At 71.7% G+C, this 25,700-nt stretch carries 22 protein-coding genes; 10 read left to right on the plus strand and 12 right to left on the minus strand.

The window, feature by feature from the left end; genetic code table 11:
• Together OKJ99_RS16715 and rsgA are read right to left on the minus strand one after the other, a co-directional pair.
• On the minus strand, positions 1-1,142 hold a 1,142-nt coding region (locus tag OKJ99_RS16715), incomplete at its 3' end, for a bifunctional transcriptional activator/DNA repair enzyme AdaA (protein ID WP_326017037.1).
• A 191-nt stretch (positions 1,143-1,333) separates the two neighbouring features.
• Entirely contained in the window at positions 1,334-2,461 is a 1,128-nt protein-coding gene (gene rsgA / locus OKJ99_RS16720) for a ribosome small subunit-dependent GTPase A (RefSeq protein WP_326017039.1), read from the minus strand.
• 368 nt (positions 2,462-2,829) lie between these two features.
• On the opposite strand from rsgA, the gene OKJ99_RS16725 reads away from it, so the two are divergent.
• The 3 genes from OKJ99_RS16725 to OKJ99_RS16735 all read left to right on the plus strand — a co-directional run bounded on the left by OKJ99_RS16725 (position 2,830) and on the right by OKJ99_RS16735 (position 5,642).
• Positions 2,830-4,767, plus strand: coding sequence for a potassium channel family protein (locus OKJ99_RS16725; RefSeq protein WP_326017196.1), 1,938 nt, complete (start codon positions 2,830-2,832; stop codon positions 4,765-4,767).
• 102 nt (positions 4,768-4,869) lie between these two features.
• Entirely contained in the window at positions 4,870-5,310 is a 441-nt protein-coding gene (locus OKJ99_RS16730; RefSeq protein ID WP_326017041.1) for a DUF6325 family protein, read from the plus strand.
• A gap of 38 nt (positions 5,311-5,348) precedes the next feature.
• Complete coding sequence (locus tag OKJ99_RS16735) at positions 5,349-5,642, plus strand: SHOCT domain-containing protein (protein ID WP_326017043.1); 294 nt, start codon at positions 5,349-5,351, stop codon at positions 5,640-5,642.
• Between the two features lie 148 nt (positions 5,643-5,790).
• Here OKJ99_RS16735 and OKJ99_RS16740 read toward each other — a convergent pair whose 3' ends face one another.
• The 5 genes from OKJ99_RS16740 to OKJ99_RS16760 form a co-directional block, all read right to left on the minus strand.
• Positions 5,791-7,506, minus strand: a complete 1,716-nt coding sequence (locus tag OKJ99_RS16740; RefSeq protein ID WP_326017044.1) for an aldehyde dehydrogenase family protein — start codon at positions 7,504-7,506, stop codon at positions 5,791-5,793.
• Positions 7,507-7,608: 102 nt separating this feature from the next.
• On the minus strand, positions 7,609-8,907 hold the full coding sequence (locus OKJ99_RS16745; RefSeq protein ID WP_326017045.1) for an MFS transporter: 1,299 nt from the start codon (positions 8,905-8,907) through the stop codon (positions 7,609-7,611).
• Between the two features lie 82 nt (positions 8,908-8,989).
• A complete protein-coding gene (locus OKJ99_RS16750) occupies positions 8,990-9,925 on the minus strand; it encodes a TauD/TfdA dioxygenase family protein (protein ID WP_326017046.1) in 936 nt (311 codons plus the stop codon).
• 219 nt (positions 9,926-10,144) lie between these two features.
• On the minus strand, positions 10,145-10,747 hold the full coding sequence (locus OKJ99_RS16755; protein ID WP_326017047.1) for a TetR/AcrR family transcriptional regulator: 603 nt from the start codon (positions 10,745-10,747) through the stop codon (positions 10,145-10,147).
• A 24-nt stretch (positions 10,748-10,771) separates the two neighbouring features.
• Positions 10,772-12,289 (minus strand): class I adenylate-forming enzyme family protein, encoded by a 1,518-nt coding sequence (locus tag OKJ99_RS16760; protein ID WP_326017049.1) that lies wholly within the window; start codon positions 12,287-12,289, stop codon positions 10,772-10,774.
• An 88-nt stretch (positions 12,290-12,377) separates the two neighbouring features.
• On the opposite strand from OKJ99_RS16760, the gene OKJ99_RS16765 reads away from it, so the two are divergent.
• Positions 12,378-12,986, plus strand: a complete 609-nt coding sequence (locus OKJ99_RS16765; RefSeq protein ID WP_326017051.1) for a TetR/AcrR family transcriptional regulator — start codon at positions 12,378-12,380, stop codon at positions 12,984-12,986.
• A 26-nt stretch (positions 12,987-13,012) separates the two neighbouring features.
• Positions 13,013-14,650, plus strand: coding sequence for an acyl-CoA dehydrogenase family protein (locus OKJ99_RS16770; protein WP_326017053.1), 1,638 nt, complete (start codon positions 13,013-13,015; stop codon positions 14,648-14,650).
• A 106-nt stretch (positions 14,651-14,756) separates the two neighbouring features.
• On the opposite strand, the gene OKJ99_RS16775 is transcribed toward OKJ99_RS16770, so the two are convergent.
• A complete protein-coding gene (locus tag OKJ99_RS16775; RefSeq protein ID WP_326017055.1) occupies positions 14,757-15,773 on the minus strand; it encodes a TIGR00341 family protein in 1,017 nt (338 codons plus the stop codon).
• 25 nt (positions 15,774-15,798) lie between these two features.
• A complete protein-coding gene (locus OKJ99_RS16780) occupies positions 15,799-17,106 on the minus strand; it encodes a hypothetical protein (RefSeq protein WP_326017057.1) in 1,308 nt (435 codons plus the stop codon).
• 252 nt (positions 17,107-17,358) lie between these two features.
• On the opposite strand from OKJ99_RS16780, the gene OKJ99_RS16785 reads away from it, so the two are divergent.
• Both OKJ99_RS16785 and OKJ99_RS16790 read left to right on the plus strand, forming a co-directional pair.
• Positions 17,359-17,874 carry a DUF6069 family protein gene (locus OKJ99_RS16785; RefSeq protein ID WP_326017058.1) on the plus strand — a complete coding sequence of 172 codons (516 nt, stop codon included), beginning with the start codon at positions 17,359-17,361 and terminating at the stop codon, positions 17,872-17,874.
• A gap of 235 nt (positions 17,875-18,109) precedes the next feature.
• The gene (locus tag OKJ99_RS16790; RefSeq protein WP_326017060.1) at positions 18,110-19,276 is read left to right on the plus strand and encodes an alanine--tRNA ligase-related protein; all 1,167 of its coding nucleotides are present in this window, start codon (positions 18,110-18,112) and stop codon (positions 19,274-19,276) included.
• 32 nt (positions 19,277-19,308) lie between these two features.
• On the opposite strand, the gene OKJ99_RS16795 is transcribed toward OKJ99_RS16790, so the two are convergent.
• Positions 19,309-19,758: an Lrp/AsnC family transcriptional regulator gene (locus tag OKJ99_RS16795; protein WP_326017062.1), complete on the minus strand. Its 450-nt coding sequence runs from the start codon at positions 19,756-19,758 to the stop codon at positions 19,309-19,311.
• A gap of 116 nt (positions 19,759-19,874) precedes the next feature.
• On the opposite strand from OKJ99_RS16795, the gene OKJ99_RS16800 reads away from it, so the two are divergent.
• Positions 19,875-20,915: an asparaginase gene (locus OKJ99_RS16800; RefSeq protein ID WP_326017064.1), complete on the plus strand. Its 1,041-nt coding sequence runs from the start codon at positions 19,875-19,877 to the stop codon at positions 20,913-20,915.
• Position 20,916: 1 nt separating this feature from the next.
• Here the strand turns inward: OKJ99_RS16800 and OKJ99_RS16805 are convergent, their stop codons facing one another.
• Together OKJ99_RS16805 and OKJ99_RS16810 are read right to left on the minus strand one after the other, a co-directional pair.
• Positions 20,917-22,239, minus strand: a complete 1,323-nt coding sequence (locus OKJ99_RS16805) for a radical SAM protein (RefSeq protein ID WP_326017066.1) — start codon at positions 22,237-22,239, stop codon at positions 20,917-20,919.
• A 68-nt stretch (positions 22,240-22,307) separates the two neighbouring features.
• On the minus strand, positions 22,308-22,958 hold the full coding sequence (locus tag OKJ99_RS16810) for a pyridoxamine 5'-phosphate oxidase family protein (RefSeq protein WP_326017068.1): 651 nt from the start codon (positions 22,956-22,958) through the stop codon (positions 22,308-22,310).
• A 160-nt stretch (positions 22,959-23,118) separates the two neighbouring features.
• On the opposite strand from OKJ99_RS16810, the gene OKJ99_RS16815 reads away from it, so the two are divergent.
• Positions 23,119-24,369: an FAD-binding protein gene (locus tag OKJ99_RS16815; protein ID WP_326017070.1), complete on the plus strand. Its 1,251-nt coding sequence runs from the start codon at positions 23,119-23,121 to the stop codon at positions 24,367-24,369.
• Positions 24,370-24,449: 80 nt separating this feature from the next.
• The gene (locus OKJ99_RS16820; protein ID WP_326017072.1) at positions 24,450-25,691 is read left to right on the plus strand and encodes an ROK family protein; all 1,242 of its coding nucleotides are present in this window, start codon (positions 24,450-24,452) and stop codon (positions 25,689-25,691) included.
• Positions 25,692-25,700: the final 9 nt, after the last annotated feature.

Genomic DNA, 25,700 nt, shown 5'->3' on the forward strand with positions numbered 1-25,700 from the left:
CGCGTGGTGACGGGTGTGTCGAGGAGGTCGTCGGGGGCGGGGAACAGCCGGTCGACGGTGCCGCTGGGCGCGTCGAGCCGCTTGCCGTACCGCTCGACGAGCCGGGCGGCCTCCGCGGGCCCCGCGACCAGGCGCAGCGCCAGTTCGTCGGGGTCCGCGGCACCGGGCGAGCGCAGCCCCGGCCGGGCCGCGACCAGCGGCGCGAGCCGCGGGTCGAGGGCGAGCCGCTCGTCGATCGCGTAGGGGTCGGCGTCGAGGTCGAAGAGCCGGCGCAGCCGGCCGACGGCGGTGGTCAGATCGCGCAGATCGGTCAGCTGGAGCCGCGCGTCCAGCCACCCTCCCCGATGCTCGGCCTGCGCGCCGGGCTGGTCGTGCGTGGTCTCGTCGACGCGTACGACACCAGTGCCGTACGGGAGCCGCAGCGCGCGCCGGTAGCTGCGGGCGCCGGGCCGCCCGGTCAACTCCTCGACTCCGTCGAGGAGTTCGGAACCCAGCAGGTCGAAGACGGGGCCCGCCTGATAGGCGCCGCGATGGGCGAGGCGCAGCGGGATTCCGGCGGCCGGAGCCACGGCCCGGCGGTTGTCCGGCGCCTCGGCACGCAGCTGCGTAGGGGTGCGGGCGTACACCTCGCGGATCGTGTCGTTGAACTGCCGCACGCTCGCGAACCCCGCCGCGAACGCGATCTCCGTGACCGGCAGCGGGGTCGTCTGGAGCAGGACGCGCGCGGTGTGGGCGCGCTGGGCGCGGGCGAGTGCGACCGGGCCCGCGCCCAGCTCGGCGGTGAGCTGGCGCTGCACCTGGCGGGCGCTGTAGCCGAGCCGGGTGGCGAGCCCCCCGACGCCCTCGCGGTCGACGATGCCGTCGCCGATGAGCCGCATCGCTCGGCCCACGACGTCGGCCCGCACGTTCCAGTCGGCCGAGCCGGGTACCGCGTCTGGGCGGCAGCGGCGGCAGGCCCGGAAGCCCGAGCCCTGGGCCGCGGCGGCCGTGGCGTAGTAGCGGACGTTGTGCCGCTTCGGGGTGACCGCGGGGCAGCTCGGCCGGCAATAGATCCCGGTGGTCTCGACAGCGAAGAAGAACTCCCCGTCGAACCGCGCGTCACGGCTGCGGACGGCTTCATAACGCGTGTCTTCATCGGTCATCACGCCTCAAGTGTGCCGCGCCCCACCCCACCCAGCTGGCGGAAATCGGACGCGGCGATTCAAGCCCCCTGCGGCGAGTGAGCCAAATCAAGCCCCTGCGGCGGGTGAGCCAAATCAAGCCCCTGCGGCGATTGAGCAGCGGGGTCCGGGGCGGAGCCCCGAGACCGCAACCCCGGGGCAGGCCGAACGAGCTACCGGAGGCCACCCCGCTTAGCCTCCACCGCCGCCCGACCCTCCGCCCCCCGCTGCTTCCACACCTTCCGAATATCGGCCCGCAACCTCGCATCCGTCCGCGCCGCGAGCCGCTCGTTCTCACGCAGGAGCTTTCGGTAGCTGTCGAGACGGCGCTGGTGCAGCGAACCGTCCTCCAGCGCGGCCAGCACCGCGCACCCGGGCTCGACCGTGTGCGCGCAGTCCAGGAACCGGCAGTCCTCCGCCAGCTCCGAGATCTCCGCGAAGACCTGTCCGACGCCTGCCTCGGCGTCGTACAGGCCGACCCCACGCAGCCCCGGCGTATCGATGAGCACGCCGCCGCCCGGCAGGGCGAACAGGTTGCGGGTGGTCGTGGTGTGCCGGCCCTTGCCGTCCATGTCACGGACGGCCTGTACGTCCATCACCTCCGCGCCCATCAGCGCGTTGGCCAGCGTCGACTTCCCGGCCCCGGACTGGCCGAGCAGCACGGACGTGCCGTCGGCGACGACCGCCCGCAGCACCTCGGTGCCGTCCCCGTCGAGCGCGCTGACGGGCAGTACCTGCACGCCGGGCGCGGTCGTCTCGACGTCGGAGACGAGATACGACAGGCCGACCGGGTCCGGCACGAGGTCGGCCTTGGTGAGGACGACCAGCGGCTGCGCGCCCGATTCCCAGGCCAGGGCGAGGAACCGTTCGATCCGCCCGAGGTCGAGCTCGGCCGCGAGGGAGACCGCGATGATCGCGTGGTCCACGTTCGCGGCGAGGATCTGGCCCTCGGACCGCTTGGAGGACGTGGAGCGCACGAAGGCGGTCCGGCGCGGCAGATACGCCTGTACGTAGCGGGGGTCGGCGCCGGCCGGGTCGACGGCGGCCCAGTCGCCGGTGCAGATGACCTTCATCGGGTCGCGGGGCACGACGTACTCGGTGTCGGCGTGCACGACCCCTTCCGGTGTGACGAGGTCGCACCGCCCGCGGTCGACGCGCAGCACCCGGCCGGGCACGAGGCCGCGCTCGGCGTAGGAGGCGAACGCGTCCGCCCAGTCGGCATCCCAGCCGTAGGCATCGAGAGCGGAGGTGGTGGTGGAACCAGAAGTGGAACCAGAGGAACCAGAAGAAAGGGAAGACAAGGGGTGACCCTTCAAAGGGTGGCCCCGGCGCAGGAAGTGCGGAGAAAAGGGTGAGGTCAGCCGGTGGCCACAGAGGTGGACTTGATGAACTTCCGGATGCGGGCAGCGCCCGTCGTAACGACAGCCATCGGTCGACACCTCCTCGATCACGCACTCGGCGCACGCTCCACGGCGGCCTCGGCCACCCCTACGCCGACGACGATAACCACAGCACCCATGCACCCGCCACCGGTTTTTCACGTGGTCGACCCCGGTGTCGGTGGACGCCGCACACATCGAACACGCACCATGACACGGTGTCACTCCCCCACCAGCCCCAGCAGCCCGAACAGCCCGAGCAATCCCAACAGGCGCCCCTGCCCCGGCACATGGTCGTGTGCGGCGACGACGCGTTGGCCGAGCGGCTCGGCACCGAACTGCGCGAGCTGTACCGCACCCAGGTCACCATCGTCGTACCGTCGACGCGCGCCGCGGGCGAACCCGCGCAGGGCGGCGGCCGGATGCGGGCCGCCGCGCTGCTGAGCCGGGTGCAGGCCGCGATGGGCCGGCTCGCGCCGTCCGACGACGACTCGCTCGCCGGTCAGGCGCCACGCGTCATGGAGGCCGCGGTCCTCAGCGAGGACGTGTTGACGGAGGCGGGGGTGGCGCGGGCGGACGCGCTGGCCCTGGTGCACGACGACGACGAGACCAATATCCGCGCCGCGCTCGCGGCCCGCCGCCTCAATCCCCGCCTGCGCCTCGTCATCCGGCTCTTCGACCGGAAGCTCGGCCAGCACCTGGCCCAGCTCCTCGACCAGGCGGCGGCGCTCGCGCAGCCGGACCTCGCCGCGGAGAGCCTCGACACGTCCACCACCATCCTGTCCGACGCCGACACGGCGGCGCCCGCGCTCGCCGCGACCGCCGTGGCGGGCACCGGCAAGGTCGTGCAGGCCGACGGGCTGCTGCTGCGCGCGGTCGAGCGCGCCCCGCGCGGCCGGGGCCTGGCCCCCGCCACCCCCGGCCTGTGCACGCTCGCGATCCTCTCCTCGTCGAACAACGACCCGTCGGACACGGAGGGTTCGGACACCTCGGGCCAGGAGGAGCCGCTGCTGCTGCCGGACGACCAGGAGATCGCCGCGGCGGTCGGGCGCGGCAGCGTCGTCCTCGACACCGTCACACCGACGGAACGCGCACTGCCCCCGCGGCGCCTCGCCGCGCGGGCCCTGCCGCTCGGTTCGCTGTTCTCGCGCCGGGTGCGCTGGTCCCTGGCCGTGCTCGTCATCTGCGTACTCGGTCTCGCGCTCGCCACGTGGGCGACGACCGAGTCGAATCCGTGGCGGGCCGGCTATCTCACCATGCTCGACCTGTTCGCCATCGACGACCCGGCGATCGGCGAGCCCGCGGCCCGGCAGATCATCCAACTCCTCACCGGGTTCGCCGGGTTGCTGCTGCTGCCCGTACTCATGGCCGCGGTCCTGGAGGCGATGGGCACCTTCCGTACGGCCTCCGCGCTGCGCCGCCCGCCGCGCGGCCTGTCCGGGCACGTCGTCCTGCTCGGCCTCGGCAAGATCGGCACCCGCGTCCTGGCGCGGCTGCACGAACTCGGCGTCCCCGTCGTGTGCGTGGAGGAGAACCCGGAGGCCCGCGGCATCCCGCTCGCCCGCCGGCTGCGCGTGCCGACGGTCATCGGCGACGTACGCGACGAGGGCGTCCTGGAGGCCGCCAAGGTGTCGAGGTCGCACGCGTTCCTCGCCCTCACCAGCCTCGACACCACGAACCTGGAGGCCGCGCTCTACGCCCGCTCGGTCAAGCCGAACCTCCAGGTGAGCCTGCGCCTGTACGACGACGCCTTCGCCACCGCCGTCTACCGCACGCTGCGCGCCGCCCACCCGCGCGCCCTCACCCGCAGCCGCAGCGTCACGACCCTCGCCGCGCCCGCCTTCGCGGGGGCGATGATGGGCCGCCAGGTGCTCGGCGCGATCCCGGTCGAGCGCCGTGTGCTGCTGTTCGCCGCGCTGGACGTGGCGGGCCATCCGCACCTGGAGGGGCGTACGGTCGCCGCGTCGTTCCGGGCCGGTGCCTGGCGCGTGGTCGCCGTCGACTCCACCGCGCCCGGCGAACGGCGGACCGACCTCGGGACGGCCCCGGAGGAGGACGAGTCGGACCCGGCGCCCGGACCCGTCTGGGAGATGGACCCCGACTACGTGCTGCGGCCCACCGACCGCGTCGTCCTCGCCGCCACCCGCCGGGGCCTGGCCGAACTCCTGGACTCGCAGCCCCCGCACACCGCGTACTCCCCGCCCTCCACGTATGCGTCGCGTCAGTGAGCCGGGCCGCCGGGCCCGTTCTCGCTGTACCCTCGCCCTAGTGTCCGTTTCATCTGCTTCGTCTGTTTTATTCAGATAAGGCAATCCAGGGAAGGTACGCCCGTGGTCAGTGGCCTCAACGCCGACACCGTCGGCCCGGTGGACGTCGCCGTGCTCGCCTTCGACGGCAACCGCTTCAGCGGCGATGTCGCGCCCGCGCTGCGGGACCTGCAGAAGGACGGGACCGTACGGATCCTCGACCTGTGCTTCATCCGAAAGGCGGCCGACGGGTCCGTCGATGTCGTCGAGCTCGGCGACCCCGAGGTCACCGAGCTGTTCCAGCAGGTCGCCGACGTGCGGTTCGACCTGCTCAGCGACGAGGACCTGAAGACGGTCTCCGACAACCTTCCGGCCTCGTCCTCCGCGCTCGTCCTGGCCTGGGAGAACACCTGGGCCGCCCGCCTCGGCACGGCCGTGCGCGACTCGAACGGACAGGTGCTGATGCTGGAGCGGATCCCGAGAGAGTCCGTCGACGAGGCCATCGAAGCCCTCGCCACGGCCTGACGACACACCTACGTAAGAGAACGAAGAGGACGGTCAACATGCCGCAACGATTCGGACGACCCGGACTCCTTGGCACCATCGCCCGCACCGCGGTCATCTCCGGAACCGCCTCCGCGGTCTCGGGCCGGGTGAACCGCAGAATGGCCGATCGCGACATGCGTCGCGAGATGGACGAGCAGGCGCGGATGGCTCCGCCGATGCAGCAGGCTCCGCCGGTGGCCGGTGGGGGGGACCGGGTTTCCCAGCTTCAGGCGCTTGCGGAGTTGAAGGCGCAAGGGTTGCTCACGGATGCGGAGTTCGCGGCGGAGAAGGCGCGCGTTCTCAACGGTTGAGTGGCACCGGCCGGCCCACCGCCCCACACGGTGGACCGGCCGGAGTCTTGTTGCGGCGGTCCGCTCCTACGCCTCGGCGCTCCGCCCCGGACCCCGCTGCTCAATCGCCGCAGGGGCTTGAAATACCCGCCGCAGGGGCTTGATTTGGTCAGCCGCGCAGTGCTGACGCGAAGATGGGCGGGAGCTTGGTGAGGGACGGGGATGTCGTGTAGTCCGTGAGGCGCTTCATCGTGGTCAGGCCCGTGCGGTTCGTGACGTAGAACGGCGGGCGCGGGGAGAGCGAGGGCGAGCCGGTGAACAGGCCGCGCGGGGACGGCGCGAACGGGGCGCGCACCACCGTCTTCTCGATGTCCTCCAGCATGAACGCGTTGTGCACGAAGCCGATGCCGCTGCCGATGTCCTTGCGGGTGTTGCCGGGGAAGGCGCCCCACGGCGTGTACCCGAGCAGGAAGCCGAAGGCCGACCAGACGTTGACGCCCAGCGTGCCGTAGCGCAGCGCGGCGATCGCGTCGGCGACCGCGCCGGAGTGGGTGCGCTCCGTCTTCGGGTGGACGAGCAGCGTGGCGCCGAGGGTGCCGGGGAGCTTGTCGTTGGCGAACTCCGTGGCGGCGGCGAGGAAGTGCGGCGCGTCGGCGCCGGGGAGGCGGACCACGCCGAGGGCGCTGGCGAACACCTCGTCGGTGATCATGACGTCGTCCATGCCCTCGATCTCGGGCACGAGGACGCGGCAGGAGTCGTCGATGCCGAGCTTCTCGGCCTGCGGGTGGGCGGCCGTGACCTTGGCGACGCGGTCGGCCGCGCCCGGGTAGTAGTCGGGCCGCGGCGGCAGCTCGGCAAGGACCTTGCGGACCTCGGCGAGCAGCTTCTCCGTGCCGTCCCACTCGCGGGGCACGACGAGGAGCTGCGTGCCGATGCAGTTGTGGCCCGAGTTGTTGAGCTTGCTGGTGACGATGTGCTCGGCCTGGAAGCGGAAGTCGGCGTCGCTCCACGGGCCCGGCGTCACGATGCAGGGGCTGACGCCGCCCAGCTCGCTGGTGAACGGCTTGTCGTTGAGCGGGGTGTCCTCGGCGCGGCGCTGTTCGGCCTGCTCGTCGACGCCCCACACGATCGCGTCGTGGGTGCGCTCGCTGCCGGTGACGTGGATGGTGTCGATGTCCTCGTGCCCGGTGAGGTACGCGCCCTCGGCGGCGCCGCCGTCGACGAAGCGGACCCAGCCGCGGTCCACGTACTCGGCGAAGACCTTCTCGAAGTGCGGGCGCAGATAGGCGTTGACGGGGTTCATCTTGGCGATGACGACCTCGCCCTCCGCGTACAGCTTCTGGAGGATGTCGAGCGGGGTGATCGAGGCGACGTTGCCGGCGCCGAGCACCAGGGAGACGGTCGGCTCGGCGGCCCGCCCCCGGTACTCCCCCGCCGCGCGGTCCAGGACCTGTTCGCGGGTGGTGCCGGGCAGCGTCCACACCTGCGCGGTGAAGCCGTTGAGCAGCAGCCGGTCGGAGGTGAGGGTGGGGAAGACGTCGACGACGGTGCGGCCCTCGTGGCTGCGCACGGACTTGGGGTCGAGCGGCTCCTGCCCCGCGGCGAGGCGGCGCAGGACGTGCAGGTACGCGGTGATCGTCTGGGCCAGCGCCCACGGCGCGGTGATCCAGTCCTCGGCGGCCCACTCCGAGGTCTCGGCGTAGCCCTTGGCGGCGGACGCGTCGGCGACCATCGCGGCGGCGCCCTCGGAGATCCTCGGGAGCGTCCGCTCCAGGAGCGCTATGCGCTCGTCCAGCGGGGTCGCGGTCCAGGACGGTGCGTGCTCGCGCAGGTCGTGGACGGCCTGGTCCAGCGGTGAGGTGTCGAGTGCTGCTGCGGCGCTCACGGTCAACTCCTTGGAAACGCGGGGGGAATGGGGGGGTGGTCGTGCCGTCGATCATGTCATCCGGGGGTAACCACCGGTAAGGGCAGGCTGCGTGACGGATGCTCAGCCGGTCAACCGGGCGCGGTCGCGTTCCGGGTCGATCAGGGCGAAGGCGAGCACGGCGCCGATCGCGACGAGGACTCCCGTCACGAGCACGGCGTGCTGGTAGCCGGCGTCGCCCTGCGCGTCGACGAGGGCGCCGACGGCGGCGGGCGCGAGCAGGCCCGACACCGTGACGAGGGCGTTCATCAGGCCGAGCGCGCCGCCGCTGCGGGCGGCCGGGGCGAGTTCGGCGACGGTGGTCGCGGCCACGGTGGCGTACGAGCCGCTGAAGCCGAAGCCGAGGGCCACGAGCACCGTCTGCGCGGGCACCGAGTCGACGAACGGCGTCAGGAGGCAGCAGACGGCGCCGATCGCGAGCATGAATCCGCCGACCCAGCCGCGGGCCTTCCTGCTGACGACGCCGCGCCGCATGAGCCGGCCGGTGAGCGCGGCCTGCCCGAGCAGGACGACGGCGCCGACGGCCCAGGGCAGGACGACCAGCCTGCCCGCGGTGGACGCCGAGTAGTCCAGCGCGTTGCGCAGGTACGACGGCATCCACACCAGCATCAGCGCCACGGACCAGTAGCTCATGAAGTACGCGAGGGTCACGCCGATCCACGTACGGCTGGCGAAGATCTTCCGGTACGGGACCGTGGGCGCGGAGTCGGCGGCGGCCTTCGTGGTCGCCGTGGCGCGGGCCCGCGGGCTGTCCGCGCCGAACACCGACCACAGCACGGCCCACACCACGCCGATCCCGGCGAGCACCCACAGGGCCGAGCGCCAGCCGTGGTTCTGGATCACCCAGGACAGGCCCGGCGCGGAGATGATCACGCCGAGCGTGATGCCGATGGTGATCAGCGCGCCGGGCAGGTTCCGCTTGTCGTTGGGGAACCAGGAGAGCGTGGCCTGCTGGGCGACGGGGAAGGCCGGGCCCTCCGCGGCGCCCAGGAAGATCCGCGAGCCGATCAGGACGGCGAGTCCCCCGCCGATGGCCGCGGGCACCTGCGCCACGGACCAGAGCACGGCCATCACCAGGAGCAGCAGCTTGGGCGAGACCCGGTCCGCGGCCATCCCCACGACGATCGCGGCGACGGAGAAGAGCAGGAAGAACGCGCTGTTGGCGAGCCCGAACTGGGTGGCGCTCAGGTGCAGATCGGCGCGGATCTCGTCGGCGGCGAGGCCGAGCACGGACTTGTCCGCGAAGTTGACCATCATGAAGACCACGAGGAGCGCGGTCACCGTCCATGCGCGGGCACTGCTGCCACGTGTGACCTCGACGTCCCCAGCAGGCTGCTGGGGCAGGGTCGGTGCCGCGGTCATGGGGCCTCCAGGAGGAAAGGACAGGGGTGGTTGAGGGGCCGGCCCGCACCACAGCCGGCGGGCGGTGCGAGCCGGGACCGGCTCAGGAGAGCGGCACTCCGGCGATGGCGATGCGCTCCATGACGCGCTTGGCCGGGAAGTAGTCGTTGACCGCGTAGTGCTGGACGGCGATGTTGTCCCAGATCGCGATCGAGTCCGGCTCCCAGTGGAAGCGGATCTGGAACTCGGGGATGCGCGCCTGGAGCACGAGGATGTCGAGGAGCTCGCGGTTCTCCTCCTCGGACAAGCCCTTGATGTACCGGGTGAACGGCTCGTTCACGTACAGGGTCCTGCGGCCGCTGCGCGGGTGGCGCACCACGACGGGGTGCTCGACCTGCGGCCAGTTGGCGCGGAAGGCGGCCTTCTGCTCGTCGTTCATGAGCGCGCCCCAGCTGGCCTCCCAGTCGTGGACCGCGGTGAGGCTCTCGATCCGCTCCTTGAGGTCGTCGGGGAGGTTGTCGTACGCGGCGCCCATGTCGCACCACATCGTGTCGCCGCCCGCGGCGGGCACCTCGACGGCGCGCAGCACGGCGCCGAGCGAGGGGTTGACCATGAACGAGTGGTCGCTGTGCCAGATGTTCTTGTTGCCCGCGGCCTTGGCGTCCTTGGCGAGCCGGGACAGGCCCACGGTTCCGGTCTTCGGGAAGAACGGGTTGGGCTCCGGCTCGCCCCAGACGGCCGAGAGGGCCAGGTGGTTCTCGGCGGTGAAGCCGGCCTGCCCCCGGAAGAAGATCACCTTCCACTCCGGGAGCGCCCCGCGCAGCTCGTCGGCGAGCTCCTCGGTGATCGGCTTCGTCAGATCGACGCCGCTGAGCACGGCTCCGAAGTGCGGGGTGAGCGGTTCGACCTCGAACAGCTTGTAGGCCACCTGCTCCGCGCCCGGCGCGAGCCGGTCGAGGACGCGGCGCCCGTAGCGCATCAAGGGCTTGTCCAGGATCGGCTTGGGGTCCTCGACGGGGGCCGTCGCGACGTCGTGCATGGGGGGTCCCTCCCAACAGCGAACGCTTATTACGTAACCGGCAGTATCGATATTGAATCGCGGCGGTGCAAGGGGTCTGGGCCCATGGATTTCTGGAATGCCCCGCGGGGCTCGCGAGGCACCCGCGAGGCGCCCGCGGGCAGCGCAAAAGCCGCACCCGGCGACAACTCGCCGGGCACGTACGGGATGTGACGGAGGATCAGTGCACGCGGACGTCCGTCACGGCCGGACGTCGACCGCCCTGCCGATCAGGTCCACCACGGAATCGACCAGCTCCTTCTCCGGCGCCCGCTGCTCGGCGACGAGCCGGAAGACGAGGGACGACGCGATGAGCGTCGTGACATCGACGATCGGGACGTCGGGCCGTACGTCGCCGCGCGCGATGCCGCGCTCCAGCAGATGCCGCGTCTCGCTCGTCACCCGCGTCACGTACGCCCGGAACGCCTCGCGCCCCGCGCCCGCCTCCGCCGCCGCGCTGATCACACCGGCGAGCAGACGGCCGACGCCGGGCTGCCGGTAGGCACGCACACGTTCCATGAGGACCGCGCGCAGTTCGGCCCTGAAGTCCCCCATGTCGGGCACCGTCAGCGTCCCGACGCGGGACTCGGCGGCGGCGATGATCAGGTCCTGCTTGGTGGGCCAGCGCCGGTACATGGCCGGCTTGCTCACCCCCGCGCGGGTCGCGACGGCGTCCATGGTCAGCGCGCCCATGCCCTCCTCCGCCACCAGCTCGACGACGGCTTCGAGCACGGCCTTGGTGACATGCTCCTGGCGCGGCCGCCCCGGCCCCCTGCGCGCTTGCTGTACCTGCTCATCGGCCATGCCGAGACCCTACAGCCGCGCAGCTCAGGCCAGTTCGGCCCGCAGCACATGCTTGGTGATCTTCCCCGAGGGCGTACGCGGAAGGGCGTCACGCAGGAACAGCTCGCGCGGCACCTTGTAGCGGGCGATCCGCTCCTCCAGCCACGCGCGCATCCCGGCCTGATCGAGGCCCGCGCCCTCGCGCGGCACGACGAAGGCCACCACGGTCTCGCCCCACTGCGGGTGCGGCCGGCCGACGACGGCGACGTCGAGCACGTCCGGGTGGCCCCGCAGCGCGCCCTCGACCTCCTGCGACGCGACGTTCTCGCCGCCGGTGATGATCACGTCCTTCATCCGGTCGACGAGCGTGACATAGCCGTCGTCGTCGATCCGGCCCAGGTCACCGCTGCGGTACCAGTCCCCGGCGAACACCTCGGCGGTGGCCGCCTCGTCGTCCAGATAGCCGAGCATCCGGGTGTCGGTGCGCAGCCAGATCTCGCCGCTCTCGCCGGCCCCGGCGTCGCTCCCGTCGGGGCGTACGACGCGCAGGTCGACGCCCGGCATGCCGCCACGCCCGATCGCGCCCGCCTTGTCCGCGTGCTCGGCCGGGAGGAGCGAGGCGCCCGCGGGCCCGGTCTCGCTCATCCCGTACACCTGCTGGAAGTTCTCGGTGCCGTACGCCTTCATGAGGCGGCGCACGGTGTCCGCGTCGAGCGGGCCCGCGCCGTAGAGCCAGGCGCGGACGGACGACACGTCGTAGTCGGCGTGGTCCGGGACCGCCTGGAGCGGGGCGATGAGCGCGATGGGCGCGCCGAACAGCGCGGTGATCCGCTCGCGCTGGATGAGTTCGAGCATGCCGCGGGGCTCGTACTCGCGTTGCAGCACGACGGTGCCACCGGCGAACAGGGTGCCGAGCGTCATGTTGTTGAGCGGCGCCGCGTGCCAGATCGGCATGCAGATCAGGAAGCGCTCGTCACCGCGCATCGACATCGTCGCCGCGGAGTACGCGGCGGTCAGGGCGGCGGTGCGGTGCGAGTGGACGCAGCCTTTGGGCGTGCCCGAGGTGCCCGACGTGTAGAGGATCTCCGCCACGTCACTGTCCGGGCGCTCCTCGCCGGTCCACGGCCGCGCGGCGGCGAGCAGCGCCTCGAAGGAGTCCGCCGGCAGCTCGTCGGTCGGGGCGTCCGGGTGACTGACCAGCCATCGCACACCCGGGTCCGCGGCGGTCGCGCGCTCACCGATCTCCGCGTCGACGAGGGCGACGCGCGCACCGCAGTGCTTCAGCTGGCGCGCCACCTCGTCCGTCTGCAGCTTGTGGTTGACGGGCACGAGGGTCGCGCCCAGGGACCAGGCACCGAAGGCGGCGAAAAGGAAGGCCGGGGTGTTGTACGTCATCACGGCAAGACGGTCGCCGGGGCCGAGGCCCGCGTCGCGCAGCACGGTGGCGGCACGCCGCGCGGCGTCGCCCAACTCCCGGTAGTTCCAACGCTGTTCGCGGTAGACGACGGCTTCCTTGGTACTGCCCGAGCGAACAGCGCTGTCCAGCAGGGCACTGAGGTGCATCACGTTCTCCTGACGGCCTTGTCGATGCGGACCGAGCCGGTACGGATCGACCATGGCGGGAAACTCTGAATGATGGTTCACTGCTTGCATGGCCTACCGCAAGACCCCCGCCGAAATTCGTCGGCTCGAAGCAGCCCGCGAGCACCTGGTCGCGTGCGCCACCTCCGTCGTCGCCGAGGTGGGCTGGGCGCAGGCGTCGGTGACGGCGGTCGCCGACGCCGCCGGGATCGCGGCGGGCTCGGTCTACCAGCACTTTCCGTCGAAGGCGGCGCTCGCGGTCGAGGTGTTCCGGCGTGCCGCGGCGCGGGAGGTGACCGTGATCGGCGGGGTGCTGCAGGCGGAAGGCGACCCGGTCGGCCGCCTCCGGCGCGGGGTGGAGGTCTTCGCCCGGCGCGCCCTGGAGAACCGCGGCCTCGCGCACGCCCTGCTCGCCGCCCCCGCCGACCCCAAGGTCGCCGCCGAGCGCATCGACTACCGGCGCCGGTACCACACCCTGTTCGCCGAGGTCGTGCACGAGGGCATGGCGGCCGGCCTGCTGCCGAAGCAGAACGGCGAGATCACCGCGGCCGCGCTCACCGGCGCGATCGGCGAGGTGCTCGTCGGCCCGCTCGCCGCCCACGACGAGTCCGCCACCGGCGAGCTGATCGCCGAACTCACGGCCATGGCGCTGCGCTGCGCGGGCGCACCGGCCGCCTGAACCGCATCTCATTGGAGGAGTCCCTCATGCACTCGAATCCATCGGTGACGCACGAAGTGACCAACCAGGCACCGCCGTTGACCGGCCACGACGCCGCCGACGACGCGGTCCTCCTGGAGGGCGTCCGCCGCGAGGGCGCCGAGTGGCACATCGACGAGCTGCACCGCTTCGGCCGCTATGTGGGCAGCGAGGAGGCCCGCCTCTGGGCCGACCAGGCCAACCGGCACGAGCCCGAGCTGCGCACGCACGACCGCTACGGCAACCGCGTCGACGAGGTCGACTTCCACCCCTCGTACCACTCGCTGATGCGCGCCACGGTGGCCGCGGGCGCGGCGGGTTCGGCATGGGCGGACGAACGCCCCGGCGCGCACGTGGCCCGCGCGGGCACCTTCATGCTCGCCACGATGCTGGAGCAGGGCCACATGTGCCCGGTCTCCATGACGTACGCCGTCGTCCCCGCCCTGCGCCGCACACCCGAACTCGCCAAGGTCTACGAGCCGTTGCTGACGAGCACCGTCTACGAACCCGGCCTGCGCACCCCCGCCGACAAGCGCGGCCTGCTCGCCGGGATGGGCATGACGGAGAAGCAGGGCGGCACGGACGTGCGCGCGAACACGACGGCCGCCGTCGAGCAGCAGGACGGCACCTGGCGCCTGCGCGGCCACAAGTGGTTCACGTCGGCGCCGATGAACGACGTGTTCCTGGTCCTGGCCCAGGCCCCGGGCGGGCTGTCCTGCTTCCTGGTCCCCCGCGTCCTGCCCGACGGCTCCCGCAACACGTTCCGCATCCAGCGCCTCAAGGACAAGCTCGGCAACCGCTCGAACGCGTCCAGCGAGCCGGAGTTCGACGACACGGTGGCCTGGCTCGTCGGCGACGAGGGCAAGGGCGTGCGCACCATCATCGACATGGTGACGATGACACGCCTCGACTGCGTGCTGGGCTCGGCGGCGCACGTCCGCGAATCGCTCGCCCAGGCGGCACACCACAGCCGCCACCGCTCGGTGTTCGGCGCGAAGCTCATCGACCAGCCGTTGATGCGGAACGTCCTCGCGGACCTGGCCCTGGAGTCGGAGGCGGCGACGACGCTCGGGCTTCGCCTCGCGGGTGCCGCGGATCGCGCCCAGCGCGGGGACGCGGGCGAGCGGGCGTTCCTCCGCCTGGCCACGGCGGTGGGCAAGTACTGGGTGTGCAAGCGGCAGCCGGCGGCGGTCGCGGAAGCCCTGGAATGCCTGGGCGGCAATGGTTATGACGAGGCGTCAGGCATGCCGCGCCTCTACCGGGAGGCCCCGCTCAACGGCATCTGGGAGGGCTCAGGGAACGTCAACGCGCTCGACATGCTGCGGGCGCTGACCCGTGAGCCGGAGTCCTTGGAGGCGTTCCGGGCGGAGGTCGAGGCGGCGTCCGGTGCGGATGCCCGCCTGGACACCGCGTGGCGTGAACTCCAGGCCGAACTGGCCTCGCCCGAGGACGCGCAGCTTCGCGCTCGCCGCGTCATCGAGCGGGCGGCGCTGGTTCTTCAGGGCTCGCTTTTGGTGCGGCACGCTCCGGGCGCGGTGGCCGACGCGTTCTGTGCGAGCCGGCTGGCCGGGGACCGGGGGTTGGCCTTCGGCACGCTTCCGCCTGCGGCGGGCTTCGGGGCGATTCTGGAGCGGTTGCCGTCCTGACCACGGGCCCCGGGGTTGCGCCCCCGGGGCTCCGCCCCGGACCCCGCTGCTCAATCGCCGCAGGGGCTTGATTTGCCCACCCACCTTGAGCGTCAGGTGCGTATCGCTACGCCCCCTTCACCTCGCACGTCACGCCCCCGGCCGCACACCAATGCGTACGCCCGCCCACGAGGTGGAGCTCCAGGTCCGCGTCGGACATGCCGTTCCGGTCGAGCGCGGTGCGCAGCACCGTCGGCGCCGGCTGCGGCGGCAGGCCCAGGACGCCGATCACCACCACCCCTTGCCGCGCCTCCACGGACGCGATCTGCCACTTCCCCATCGCCGCCCACTGCTCGGCGACCGGCCGCGCGTCCGCCGCGAGGATCCGGTCCCGCCACACCGACACCGTTCCCGTGGTCAGCGGCACCGCGATCAGCACCAGGACCCCGACCACCGCCACCAACGTACGACCGTGGAACTCCCCCACGTACCGCTCGGACTCCCGGGCCGCGCCCCGGATCCCGTACACGAGGAACACCACCGTCCCGGTCGCCACGATCGCGGCGACGTTCGTGGCGAACAGCAGCCCCGCCTCGAACGCGTCGTGGAACCGGCCCACCGTGATCAGCAGCCCCGTGACGGCCAGCGGCGGCACCAGCGAGATGGCGATCGCGACGCCCGGCAGCGTGTCGGAGATGTCCGCGCGGACCAGCGCGAACGCGCCCACCGTGCCCGTGGCGAGCGCGGCCAGCAGGTCGATGAGGCGTGGGCTGATCCTCGACGACACCTGCGAGTTCGACGCGAATTCGTCGGGCGGCGCCGCGATCCACCCCAGCAGCATCCCGATCGCCACCACCGCGAGCGCCCCGCCGAGGACGAGCAGCACGCACCGTACGACCTGGGAGCGGTCCGCGAGGACCAGGGCGAGCGCGCTGCCGAGGATCGGCGTCATCAGCGGGGCGACGATCATCGCGCCGATCACCGTGGCCGTCGAGTCGCCCACCACGCCCGCGGCCGCGATCACCGAGGCCAGCACGAGCAGACCCCAGAACCGGGTCGAGCCGGGGCTCTTCCACGAGCGCTCGATGAACAGGGTGTCCGCCATGCGCCGGACCGTGGCCGCGTCGACCTTCCCCATCGTCATCGTCATCACCGTTCCCGTTCCCGCCTCAGACGGTGGTCGGCGTGGGCGGGCCGTCCCCGACCCCCTCCGCCGCCAGGAACTCCACCACCGCCAGCAGGAACAGCAGGCACAGGGCGATCCCGACGACCACCCACCCGGTCGGGTACGACCACAGCAGGTAGACGAGGAGCGCGCCCGCGAGCAGGATCCAGACGATCCACGTCCGGTAGTGCCGCACGAACGGCCCGACGGGCCCGGTGCGGAACCCGGCCCGGTCCGCGGTGAGCCGCGTGGCGTCGATGCCGGAGATCCACAGCCCGCGCACCACGCCTGCCCGCTTGCCGCGCCCGGTGAGCCACGCGGCGAGCGCGACGATCACGCCGAGCGCGACCACCATGCGGACCATGGTGAACAGGAAGTGCGTCATGGTGTCGTAGACCGCGGCGGCCGCGTCCTGCGAGACGCTCGCGGGCAGCCGGTCGAGGTAGACGACGCGGAAGACGCGGAGCCCGATGCCGAGCAGACCGCAGCTCACGGCGACCGCGAGCGCGGTGGCCACGAGCGACCTGCGGCGGCGTACGGAGAGCAGCACGCCCGCGGCGACGAGGACGAGGGCGATGACCGGCAACCAGTTGCCCATCACCTGGAGCAGCCGCAGATACGTCTTGGCCTTGCCGATGTTGTCGTTCGTGACGAGCGTGAAGTCGGTGTGGACCTCGGGGATCCGGCCCGCGACGGTGAGGCCCGAGTCGACGAGGCGCTGCTTCACCTGCTCGACGAGCGGCCCGAGATCGAGGGTGACGGTGTCGCCCTCGACCTTGACCGAACCGCCTCCGCTGCCGGTCAGCGCCTTCATCAGGGAGCTGTGGGCCGTGCGGTTGGTCTGCTTCCAGATGTTCTCGAAGGCGTCGGAGGCGACGACCGCCTGCGCCTTGTCCTGGACGAAGCTGCGAACCGCGCCCTCCAGGGAGTCACCCAGCTTGCCCAGGGACTTCTCGACGAGCGGCCGGTCCTTGGTGGGCACTTCGGACAGCAGGGACTGGAGGTCGATCCGGGTCATGATCTCGTTCGTGGCCCGGGTCGCGACGGCCTTCTGGATGTCGGGGTTCGACGCGAGCGGGGCGACGGTCGCCACATAGCGGTCGGTGTCGCCGACCGTGTCGGCGGCCCACGACGCGACGATGCCGAGCGGCGCGAGGATGCAGCCGATCACGATGAGCACGACGGCGAGGAACGACCGCCCCCGGTGGCGCCGGTCCCCTCCGCGCTCGGCCTCCAGCTCGGCCACCCGGCCCCGCAGTCGCGCGAGTTCGGCCTGCTCGGCAGGCCCCAAGGGCGCCGTGTCCTCCGCCACCGTTGCCTCCTTGTCGGCACGCCCGCGGCGCGCTGTGTCGAATGCCAGGGGAACCGCCGCGGCGCCGACGGGCGAGACGGACGACGCCAGACGGGTGATGAAGTCCCCCGCATTGCCGAGGACTTCGTGCCGGACGAGCGGAAGGCTGGACGAAATCAGCCGAAATGCGGGGAATGTGGGGTCGGGTGATACTGCACCGACAGCAACGGGCCAGGCAGGCCGCTCCCGGCAACCCGATCGGAAAGCCTCATCGTGGAACCACAGAACTCGCCCTACGGCCAGCAGTCCTACGGCCAGAACTACGGCCAGTCCTACGGCCCGCCCGAACCCGGCTACGCGCCCGAGCCGCAGCCCCGCCTCGACGCCGGAAAGCTGTGGGCTGGTGGGCTGATGACCGCCGTGATCGCCGCCCTCACGGCGGTGGTCGCGCTCCTCCTCGTACGGGGTGTGCTCGACGTCCCGGTGTTCGCGCCGGAGGGCGACGGCCTGATGGGCAACGCGACCACCGGGGCGCTCGCGGGCGGCGCCGCGGTGGCGGCGCTCGTCGCGACCGCGCTCCTCAACCTGCTGATCGTGGCGACCCCGCGGCCCGAGCGCTTCTTCGCCTGGATCATCGGTCTCGCGACGGCGGTCATGGTGCTGCTCCCGTTCACGACCGGCCTGACGTGGCAGGCGAAGCTCGGCACCGCGGGGGTGTACCTCGTGATCGGCATCGCCATCGGTTCCCTGCTGTCCTCCGTGGCGAGGGGCGCGGTGCGCCGCTACTGACCGGCCCCGGAAAATGCCTGGCCCCCGCGGGACGGGCCGCGTTATCCTCGGCCTCATGAACGTCATGGGGCACCGCACGACCACCGCGACCGCGCGAGCGACCAGCTCGCCGGTTGCCGCCGCCTGACGTACCCACCTCTTCCACCGGCGACCGGAAACGGCCGCCGGTTTTTCCGTTGTCACCCAGCGCTCCGCCCGGCCGCTTCCGGTGCCTCCCTCACCAAGGAGTCACCCCATGCGCACCGACGACGTCATCCGTACGTTCACCGAGTTCTACGAGGACCGCGGCCACCGCCGCATCACCGGTTCGACGCTGCTGCCGCCGCCCGGCGACCCGGTCCTGTTCACCACCTCCGGGATGCACCCGCTCACCCCGTACCTGGAGGGCCGCCCCCATCCGCTGGGCCGGCGGCTCGTCAACGTACAGCGGTGTCTGCGGACCACGGATCTGGAGGAGGTCGGCGACCCCACGCACCTGACGGTCTTCGAGATGCTCGGCACCTGGTCACTCGGTGACTACGAGGGGCCGCGGAGCCTGGAGTGGGGGTACGAGCTGCTCACCGAGGGCTTCGGCATCGACCCGCGGATGCTGTACGTGACCGTGTTCGGCGGCGACGAGCAGACCGGGCCCGACACGGGTTCCCGCGACATGTGGGAGCGGCTCGGGGTGCCGGTCGAGGAGACCGTCGAGGACAACTGGTGGTCCAACGGGCCGACCGGGCCGTGCGGTCCCGACTCGGAGATCTTCCTGTGGACCGGTGACACACCCCCGCAGTCGACGCCGACCAAGGACGAGCGCTGGGTGGAGGTGTGGAACCACGTGACGATGCGTTACCGGCGCCTCGACGACGGCTCGTTGGTGCCGCTCCCCCAGCGCAACGTCGACACCGGGCTCGGACTTGAGCGGCTTTCGTCGCTGTTGCAGGGGCGGTCGTCCGTCTTCGAGTGTGATGTGTTCGATCCTTGGCGGCGGCTGCTGCCGGGCCTGTGGCCGCTGGACGAGCCGTCGTTCCGGGTGGTCGGCGACCATCTGCGCTCGTCCGTCGTGGTCGTCGGCGACGGGGTGCGGCCGTCGAACACCGGGCGCGGGTACGTGCTGCGCCGGCTGATCCGGCGGGTGCTGACCGTGCTGCGCCGCGAGGAACCGACCCGCACGCTCGGGGACCTGCCGGTCGAGCTGATCCGGCACACCCTGGACCACTTCCGCCAGGACGTCGACCCGTCGTACGTCCGTCAGGTGCTGCTCGACGAGGAGCTGCGCTTCGACCGGCTCCTGGAGCGCGGCAGGAAGGTGCTGTCGCGGCCGCGCTTCTCGGGCCCGCTGGGCGAGGACGACCTGCACTATCTGCACGACACCCACGGGCTGCCGCGCGAGCTGGTGCTGAGCCTGCGGGAGCAGTAGGACCGAGCCGAAGGGGCTGTCTCCCGGATCGCCTAGACCGGCAGTCCCTTCGGTTCCTTGACGCGCTTCATGATGATCTGCGAGTTCACCTCGGTGACCCCGTCGAGCGCGGTGAGCCGCTCGATCCACAGGCGTTCGTACGCGGCGAGGTCGGCGACCGCGATGCGCAGCAGGCAGCCGGGGCTACCAAAGAGGCGGTAGGCCTCGACGACGTCGGGGATGTCCTGGAGCGCGTGCTCGAAGGCCTCGACGGAGGCGCGGTCGCGGCGCACCTCGATGGAGACGAGGACCTCGAAGCCGCGGCCGACGGCGTCCGGGTCGACGATCGCGCGATAGCCCTGGATGACGCCGTCCTTCTCCAGCTGACGCACGCGGCGCATGCACGGGGAGGCGCTGAGCCCGACGCGTGCGGCCAGGTCCTGATTGCTCAGGCGGCCGTCCTCCTGGAGCTCACGCAAGATATGCAGGTCGATCCGGTCCATGGCGCAATCATGCCCCACGGTTTCCGCGATCATCGGCCAGGATTCGCAATCCGATTGCGCAGATCACGATTTATCCTTGCTGTAGCTCGAACATACGCTCCCACAAGGCAGGTCACATGGCACGCATCACCCTCATCAGCACCGGCGGCACCATCGCCAGCCGTTGGCAGGGCACCGGCTACGCCGCCGACGCCGGTGGGGACACGGTGCTGGCGTCGGCCGCGCTGCCCGAGGGGGTCGAGGTGACCGTCGTCGACCTGTTCAACGTGAACAGCTCGCGGATGACGACGGAGCTCCAGCTGACACTGCTGCGCACGGTGCGCGAGGTCCTCGCCGACCCGGCCGTCGACGGCATCGTGGTCACGCACGGCACGGACACCCTGGAGGAGTCCGCGTTCCTGCTCGACCTGCACCACGACGACCCGCGCCCGGTCGTCTTCACCGGCGCCCAGAAGCCGCTCGGCCAGGCCGAGGGCGACGGCCCGGGGAACATGTACGACGCGCTCCAGGTCGCCGCGAACGTACGGGACCTGGGCGTGCTCATCGCCTTCGACGGGAAGGTGCACGCGGCCCGCGGCACCGTGAAGACGCAGACCCTCGCGGCCGACGCCTTCGCCGACCCGTCCGCGGGACCGCTCGGCCGGCTCGGCTTCGGCCGCGTCGACCTGCGCCACAAGCCGCGCCGCCCGGCCCCGCTGCCGCAGCCGGGGGCCGGCGCGGTGATATCTGAGGTCCCCCGCGTCGACATCGTCATGCACCACTCCGACGCCGACGCCACGCTCTTCGACGCCGCCGTCGCCGCGGGCGCGCGCGGCATCGTGCTCGTCGCCACGGGCGCGGGGAACGCGACGCCGGAACTGGTCGACGCGGTGTCCTCCGCCGTACGCCGCGGAGTCCTCGTCGCCGTTTCTACGCGCGTATCCGCGGGCCCGCTCGCCGAGATCTACACCGGTGGCGGCGCCGTGGACCTGGTCGCCGCGGGCGCCGTGCTCAGCGGCACGCTGCGCGCGGGCCAGACCCGGATCGCCGTCCTGGCCGCGCTGCTCGCGGACGTCTCCCCCGCCGCCCGTCCCGACCTGCTCGGCCGTCTGATCGACGCGCCGAGCGCGCTGCCCGCCGCCGGTACGGACACATCCGGCGAGCAGGCAGCCGCGTAACTCAGAACTCCATGGCCTCTTCGTTGGGCGCGAGGCTGTCCATGAACGAGCTGACCGAGAACACGGCCCGGCCCGCGCCGGCCGGACCGTATCCGGGAGGCGAGGAGAGCCCGTACTCGTCCATGGTCGAGCGGTAGGCGTCGAGCAGCCGGATGTGGTACTCCAGCGGCGCCCCGTTCGGGTTCTCCTTGCCGAGCGGCGTCGTCGGCTCGGGGCACCACGTGGTGAAGCGCGGCGTGATGCCGTTCGACATGAAGAAGCGCAGGCCCTCGGTGGTGGAGGCGATGGCCTCGTCGACGGTCTTGAAGCCGAACGGCTCGGCCATCTCGACGCCCGCGACGAAGTTCGGGATCACGTTGCGCGCGCCGAAGACGTCACGCGATTCGAGGATCCGCTTGTGCCACTCGTCGCGGCCGACGTAGCGCTCCTTGCCGGGGCAGTACATCTTGAACAGGTACTCGTCCCACACCTCGAAGTTGGGGTGGTAGATCTGCACGCCGTAGTCCTTGAAGCGCTGCACATCGTCCTTGGGCAGCGCCTGGGCGACGACCTTGCCGATCCAGCGGTCCGGGAAGTACTCCTCGATGGCCTTGGCGTACCGGCCGTAGAAGTCCGCCTCGTCCAGGCCCTGGACCTTCGTCGTGATCGCGCCGCCGGTGAGCGTGTACGCCTTGGACGCCTTCGCGGTGTCGTACTTGTCGATGATCTCCAGGGCCTCGAGGACCTCGTCGACGTCCTTCACGCCCGTGTACGGCCGCCCGGCCGCCTTGTGCTGGCGCCAGTTGTGGTTGATGTCGCAGTACTGGCACTCCTCCTTGGCGCCGAAGTACTGGCAGACCCGGAACGCGGTCAGGTAGATCAGGTAGCCCCACTGGATCGTGGGCGCCACCTCCATGACCGACTTCCCGTTGGAGAGCTTGTGCCGGTAGTACTCCGGCATCGGCGGCACGCCCACGTCGGAGATGCGCTTGCCGTCGAGGTACAGGCCGAGCATGCCGTCCTCGTTCGCGGCGACCCGGTACGGGGACTTCGGGTTCACGCGGACCGAGACGACCGTGCGGCGCAGGTCGTAGGGGCCGCCTGTGAGGACGATCTCCTCGGGCGGGCGGCGCAGCGCGGCCTCGCCCAGCTCGGGGAGCGTGCCGTGGTCGAACGAGAAGATGAAGTACGACTTCGGCTTGACCTCGCCGTCCTCGTTGTCACTGAGCGCGGACGCGTCGAAGGCGACGCCGCCACGCAGCAGGTCCTCCTTGAAGACAGCTTCCTTCGGAACGTGCGGGAAGCGCTCCATCAGGTCCTCTACCAGCGCCGTACGGCTCTGCATCCCGTTACTCCTCGACCTTCTGCTGTTCTACGGTTCCGACTCCTCACGGTACGCCCCGGCGTGGCCGGTCAGCCTTGCCGGGTCCCCGCTCGGGCCACGACATGGGCGGGCGCGGTGATGCCGGTGGGCAGCAGCGGATCGGCCGTGGGAGCGCCCCAGCGGGCGTTCAGCGGCAGGGTCCCGGCCCAGAGGCCGAGCTCCGCGTCCGCCGACGCCCCGTCGTCGGGCGCGCCGGACCGGATCTTCACGGAGGCCTCTTCGAGGGAGAGCGAGAGGAGCGTGGTGGCGGCGAGTTCCTTGCGGTTCGGCTGCCGCGCGTACGTCCACTGGCCGGGGGTCGCGTGCTCGGTGAGGCGGCGCAGGCCCTCCAGCTTCTCGGCCTCGTCGGTGATCATGCGCGGCACCCCGTGCACCATGGCGCTGCGGTAGTTCACACCGTGCTCGAAGACGGAGCGGGCGAGGACGAGACCGTCCACGTGGGTCACCGTCACGCACACCGCCGCGTTCGGGTCGGCCGCGAGGCTGCGGCTGGCCACGGACCCGTGCACGTACAGCCGCCGCTCGTCACGTCCGTAGACGGTCGGTACGACGACGGGGGCGCCGTCGACCATGACCCCGAGATGACACACGAAGCCCGCGTCGAGGATCGCTTCCAGGTCGGCGCGGGGGTGCTGCCGCAGGTGCCGGTGTGTGGTGCGGTGGTCGTCGGTGTACGTCATGCGCAGGCACGGTACTCCCGTGGGGTCACCCGTAGTTCGGCGGTACCCGTCAGGTTGCGGACTCGGGGCTCCGCCCCGGACCCCGCTGCTCAATCGCCGCAGGGGCTTGGATGGTCGTGGTCCAATTCTCGGCAATCCGCTCCTGAAGAGAGGCCTCCCCATGTCAGGTGTCACCAATTGGGCCCGCAACATCACCTTCGCCGCTGACCGGTTGCACCGGCCCGCCACCGTCGACGAGTTGCGCAAGGCCGTCGCCACGAGCGGGCACATACGGGTGCTCGGCAGCGGCCACTCGTTCAACCGGATCGCCGACGTGGACGCGGAGCGCGGCGGCGCGCTCGTGTCGCTCGGCGCGCTGCCGAGCCGGATCGACGTCGACACCGCGGAGCGCACCGTCCGGGTCGGCGGCGGTGTGCGCTACGCCGAGCTGGCCGCCGCGCTGCACGGGCACGGACTCGCGCTGCCCAATATGGCCTCGCTGCCGCACATCTCCGTCGCCGGCTCGGTGGCCACCGGCACGCACGGCTCGGGCAATGGCAACCGGTCACTGGCCGAGGCCGTGCGGGCCGTGGAGATCCTCACCGGGGACGGGGAACTGGTCACGCTCGCGCGCGGGGATGCCGGTTTCGAGGGCGCGGTCGTCTCGCTGGGCGCGCTCGGTGTGGTGCTGTCACTGACGCTGGACGTGGAGCCGTCCTTCGATGTCGCGCAGCACGTATTCCGTGAACTCCCCTTCCAGGGGCTCGACTTCGCGGCCGTGTCGTCCGCCGCGTACAGCGTGAGTCTGTTCACCGACTGGCGCGGGCCGCGCTTCGACCAGGTGTGGGTGAAGCGGCGGATGCCGGACGCGCTGGACTTCCCGTGGGCCGAGGCCGCCGTCGAGGCGCAGCACCCGGTGCCGGGGATGTCCGCCGTGCACTGCACCGAGCAGTTCGGGGTGCCGGGGCCCTGGCACGAGCGACTGCCGCACTTCCGGGCCGAGTTCACGCCCAGCAGCGGCGACGAGCTCCAGTCGGAGTATCTGCTGCCGCGCGAGCACACCGTGGCCGCCCTCGCCGCCCTCGACGCGGTGCGCGACCGGATCGCCCCGGTGGTCCAGGTCTGCGAGGTGCGCACGGTCGCCGCCGACACGCAGTGGCTGAGCCCCGCGTACGGCCGGGACACGGTCGCGTTCCACTTCACGTGGGTCGCGGACACGGAGCGGGTGCTCCCGGTCGTCTCGCTGGTGGAGGACCGACTGCGGGAGTTCGGGCCGCGGCCGCACTGGGGGAAGGTGTTCACGGCGGATCCGGCGCGCGTCGCCGAGCGGTATCCGCATGCGGCGGACTTCGTCGCACTGGCCGAACGTCTTGACCCGGAAGGGAAGTTCAGCAATGCGTTCGTGCGCGGGCTGCTGCCGCGCGGCGCGTGAGAAGGGTGCGTGACGCGACTTCGGAAGGCCCTTTCTCCAACCCCTTGTCGAAGTCCGTGCGGCGCTCCTAGCCTGACGGCATGAAGCGCATGTCCCGCGACATACGGACGGCGAACCGGTACGAGGTGCTGCGCCGCTGCCTCGACCGACCCGCCGTCTCCCGGCAGGAGTTGGCCGCGGAGACGGGCCTCAGCTCGGCCACCGTCGGCACGCTCGTCGGGGAACTGCTCGACCTGGGGATCCTGGTCACGGGCGGCTTCGTGGACTCGGCGGGCGGGCGGCCGCGCGGCCTCGTCTCGGTCGACGCGGGCCATGGCTCGCTCGTCGGCGTGGACGTCGCGGAGACGTACGTACACGCCGAGCGGTTCGATCTGAACCTGCGGGTCGTCGCCCGCGCCGACCGCGAACTGCGGCCCGGCGCGCACGAACCCGCGCACGTGGTCGCCGTGATCGCGGACACGGTCCGGGCCGTCCTCGACGCCGACACCGGCGGGCCCGTGCTCGGCGCCGGCGTCTGCATGCCGGGGCTCGTCGACCGGCAGGGCGGCATCAGCGTGTACGCCCCGAACTGGGGCTGGCACGAAGCGGTACCGCTGCGCGAACTCCTCGCCCAACACCTCGACGTGCCCCTGTACCTGGACAATCCGCTGCGCGCTTCCACCGTCGCCGAGCTGTGGTTCGGGGCGGCGCGCGGGCGGGACGACGCGGTCGTGGTCAACCTCGGCACCGGTGTCGGCGCCGGTCTCGCGCTCGGCGGCACGCTGCATCGGGGTGTCAGCAACAGCGCGGGCGAGTGGGGACACACCACGCTGGTTCTCGACGGGCGGCCGTGCCACTGCGGTGACCGGGGGTGCGTGGAGGCGTACGTGGGGGCGCCCGGCATCATGCGCAACTTGCGGGAGCTGCACCCCGGTTCGCCGCTCCTCCACCCCGACGACCAGACCGCCACCATCGAGGCGATCGGGCGGGCCGCCGCGGAGGGCTCCGCCGAGGCGCTCGATGTGGTGCGGGAGACCGCGCGGTATCTCGGGCCCGCCGTCGCCGATCTCGTCAATCTGCTCAACCCCGAAGTCGTCGTGCTCAGCAGTTGGGTCGCGGCGGCGTTGGGCGGTCCCCTGGTGAGCGAGGTACGCGGGGTGGTGGGGCGGCATGCGCTCGCGGGGCCGTTCGCCGCGGCGGAGATCGTTCTTTCGCCGGTTCCTACGGATCCGGTGAGTCTTGGCGCGGCGACGTTTGCGCTGGAGGGGTTCTTGGGCCGCAACGGGGTTGACGCCACGGGGCTCCGCCCCGGACCCCGCGCCTCAATCGCCGGCGGGGCTTGAATGTGCCGA

The sequence above is a fragment of the Streptomyces endophyticus genome (assembly GCF_035798155.1).
GTDB classification, from domain to species: Bacteria; Actinomycetota; Actinomycetes; order Streptomycetales; family Streptomycetaceae; genus Streptomyces; species Streptomyces endophyticus.

Coding starts and splice junctions, on each gene's coding strand:
- OKJ99_RS16755 (WP_326017047.1), bottom strand. CDS start 10,747: ATGGCCGATGAGCAGGTACAGCAAGCGCGCAGGGGGCCGGGGCGGCCG.
- OKJ99_RS16735 (WP_326017043.1), top strand. CDS start 5,349: ATGCCGCAACGATTCGGACGACCCGGACTCCTTGGCACCATCGCCCGC.
- OKJ99_RS16765 (WP_326017051.1), top strand. CDS start 12,378: ATGGCCTACCGCAAGACCCCCGCCGAAATTCGTCGGCTCGAAGCAGCC.
- OKJ99_RS16800 (WP_326017064.1), top strand. CDS start 19,875: ATGGCACGCATCACCCTCATCAGCACCGGCGGCACCATCGCCAGCCGT.
- OKJ99_RS16820 (WP_326017072.1), top strand. CDS start 24,450: ATGAAGCGCATGTCCCGCGACATACGGACGGCGAACCGGTACGAGGTG.
- OKJ99_RS16795 (WP_326017062.1), bottom strand. CDS start 19,758: ATGGACCGGATCGACCTGCATATCTTGCGTGAGCTCCAGGAGGACGGC.
- OKJ99_RS16790 (WP_326017060.1), top strand. CDS start 18,110: ATGCGCACCGACGACGTCATCCGTACGTTCACCGAGTTCTACGAGGAC.
- OKJ99_RS16815 (WP_326017070.1), top strand. CDS start 23,119: ATGTCAGGTGTCACCAATTGGGCCCGCAACATCACCTTCGCCGCTGAC.
- OKJ99_RS16810 (WP_326017068.1), bottom strand. CDS start 22,958: ATGACGTACACCGACGACCACCGCACCACACACCGGCACCTGCGGCAG.
- OKJ99_RS16760 (WP_326017049.1), bottom strand. CDS start 12,289: ATGCACCTCAGTGCCCTGCTGGACAGCGCTGTTCGCTCGGGCAGTACC.
- OKJ99_RS16805 (WP_326017066.1), bottom strand. CDS start 22,239: ATGCAGAGCCGTACGGCGCTGGTAGAGGACCTGATGGAGCGCTTCCCG.
- OKJ99_RS16750 (WP_326017046.1), bottom strand. CDS start 9,925: ATGCACGACGTCGCGACGGCCCCCGTCGAGGACCCCAAGCCGATCCTG.
- OKJ99_RS16775 (WP_326017055.1), bottom strand. CDS start 15,773: ATGACGATGGGGAAGGTCGACGCGGCCACGGTCCGGCGCATGGCGGAC.
- OKJ99_RS16745 (WP_326017045.1), bottom strand. CDS start 8,907: ATGACCGCGGCACCGACCCTGCCCCAGCAGCCTGCTGGGGACGTCGAG.
- OKJ99_RS16725 (WP_326017196.1), top strand. CDS start 2,830: ATGGTCGTGTGCGGCGACGACGCGTTGGCCGAGCGGCTCGGCACCGAA.
- OKJ99_RS16770 (WP_326017053.1), top strand. CDS start 13,013: ATGCACTCGAATCCATCGGTGACGCACGAAGTGACCAACCAGGCACCG.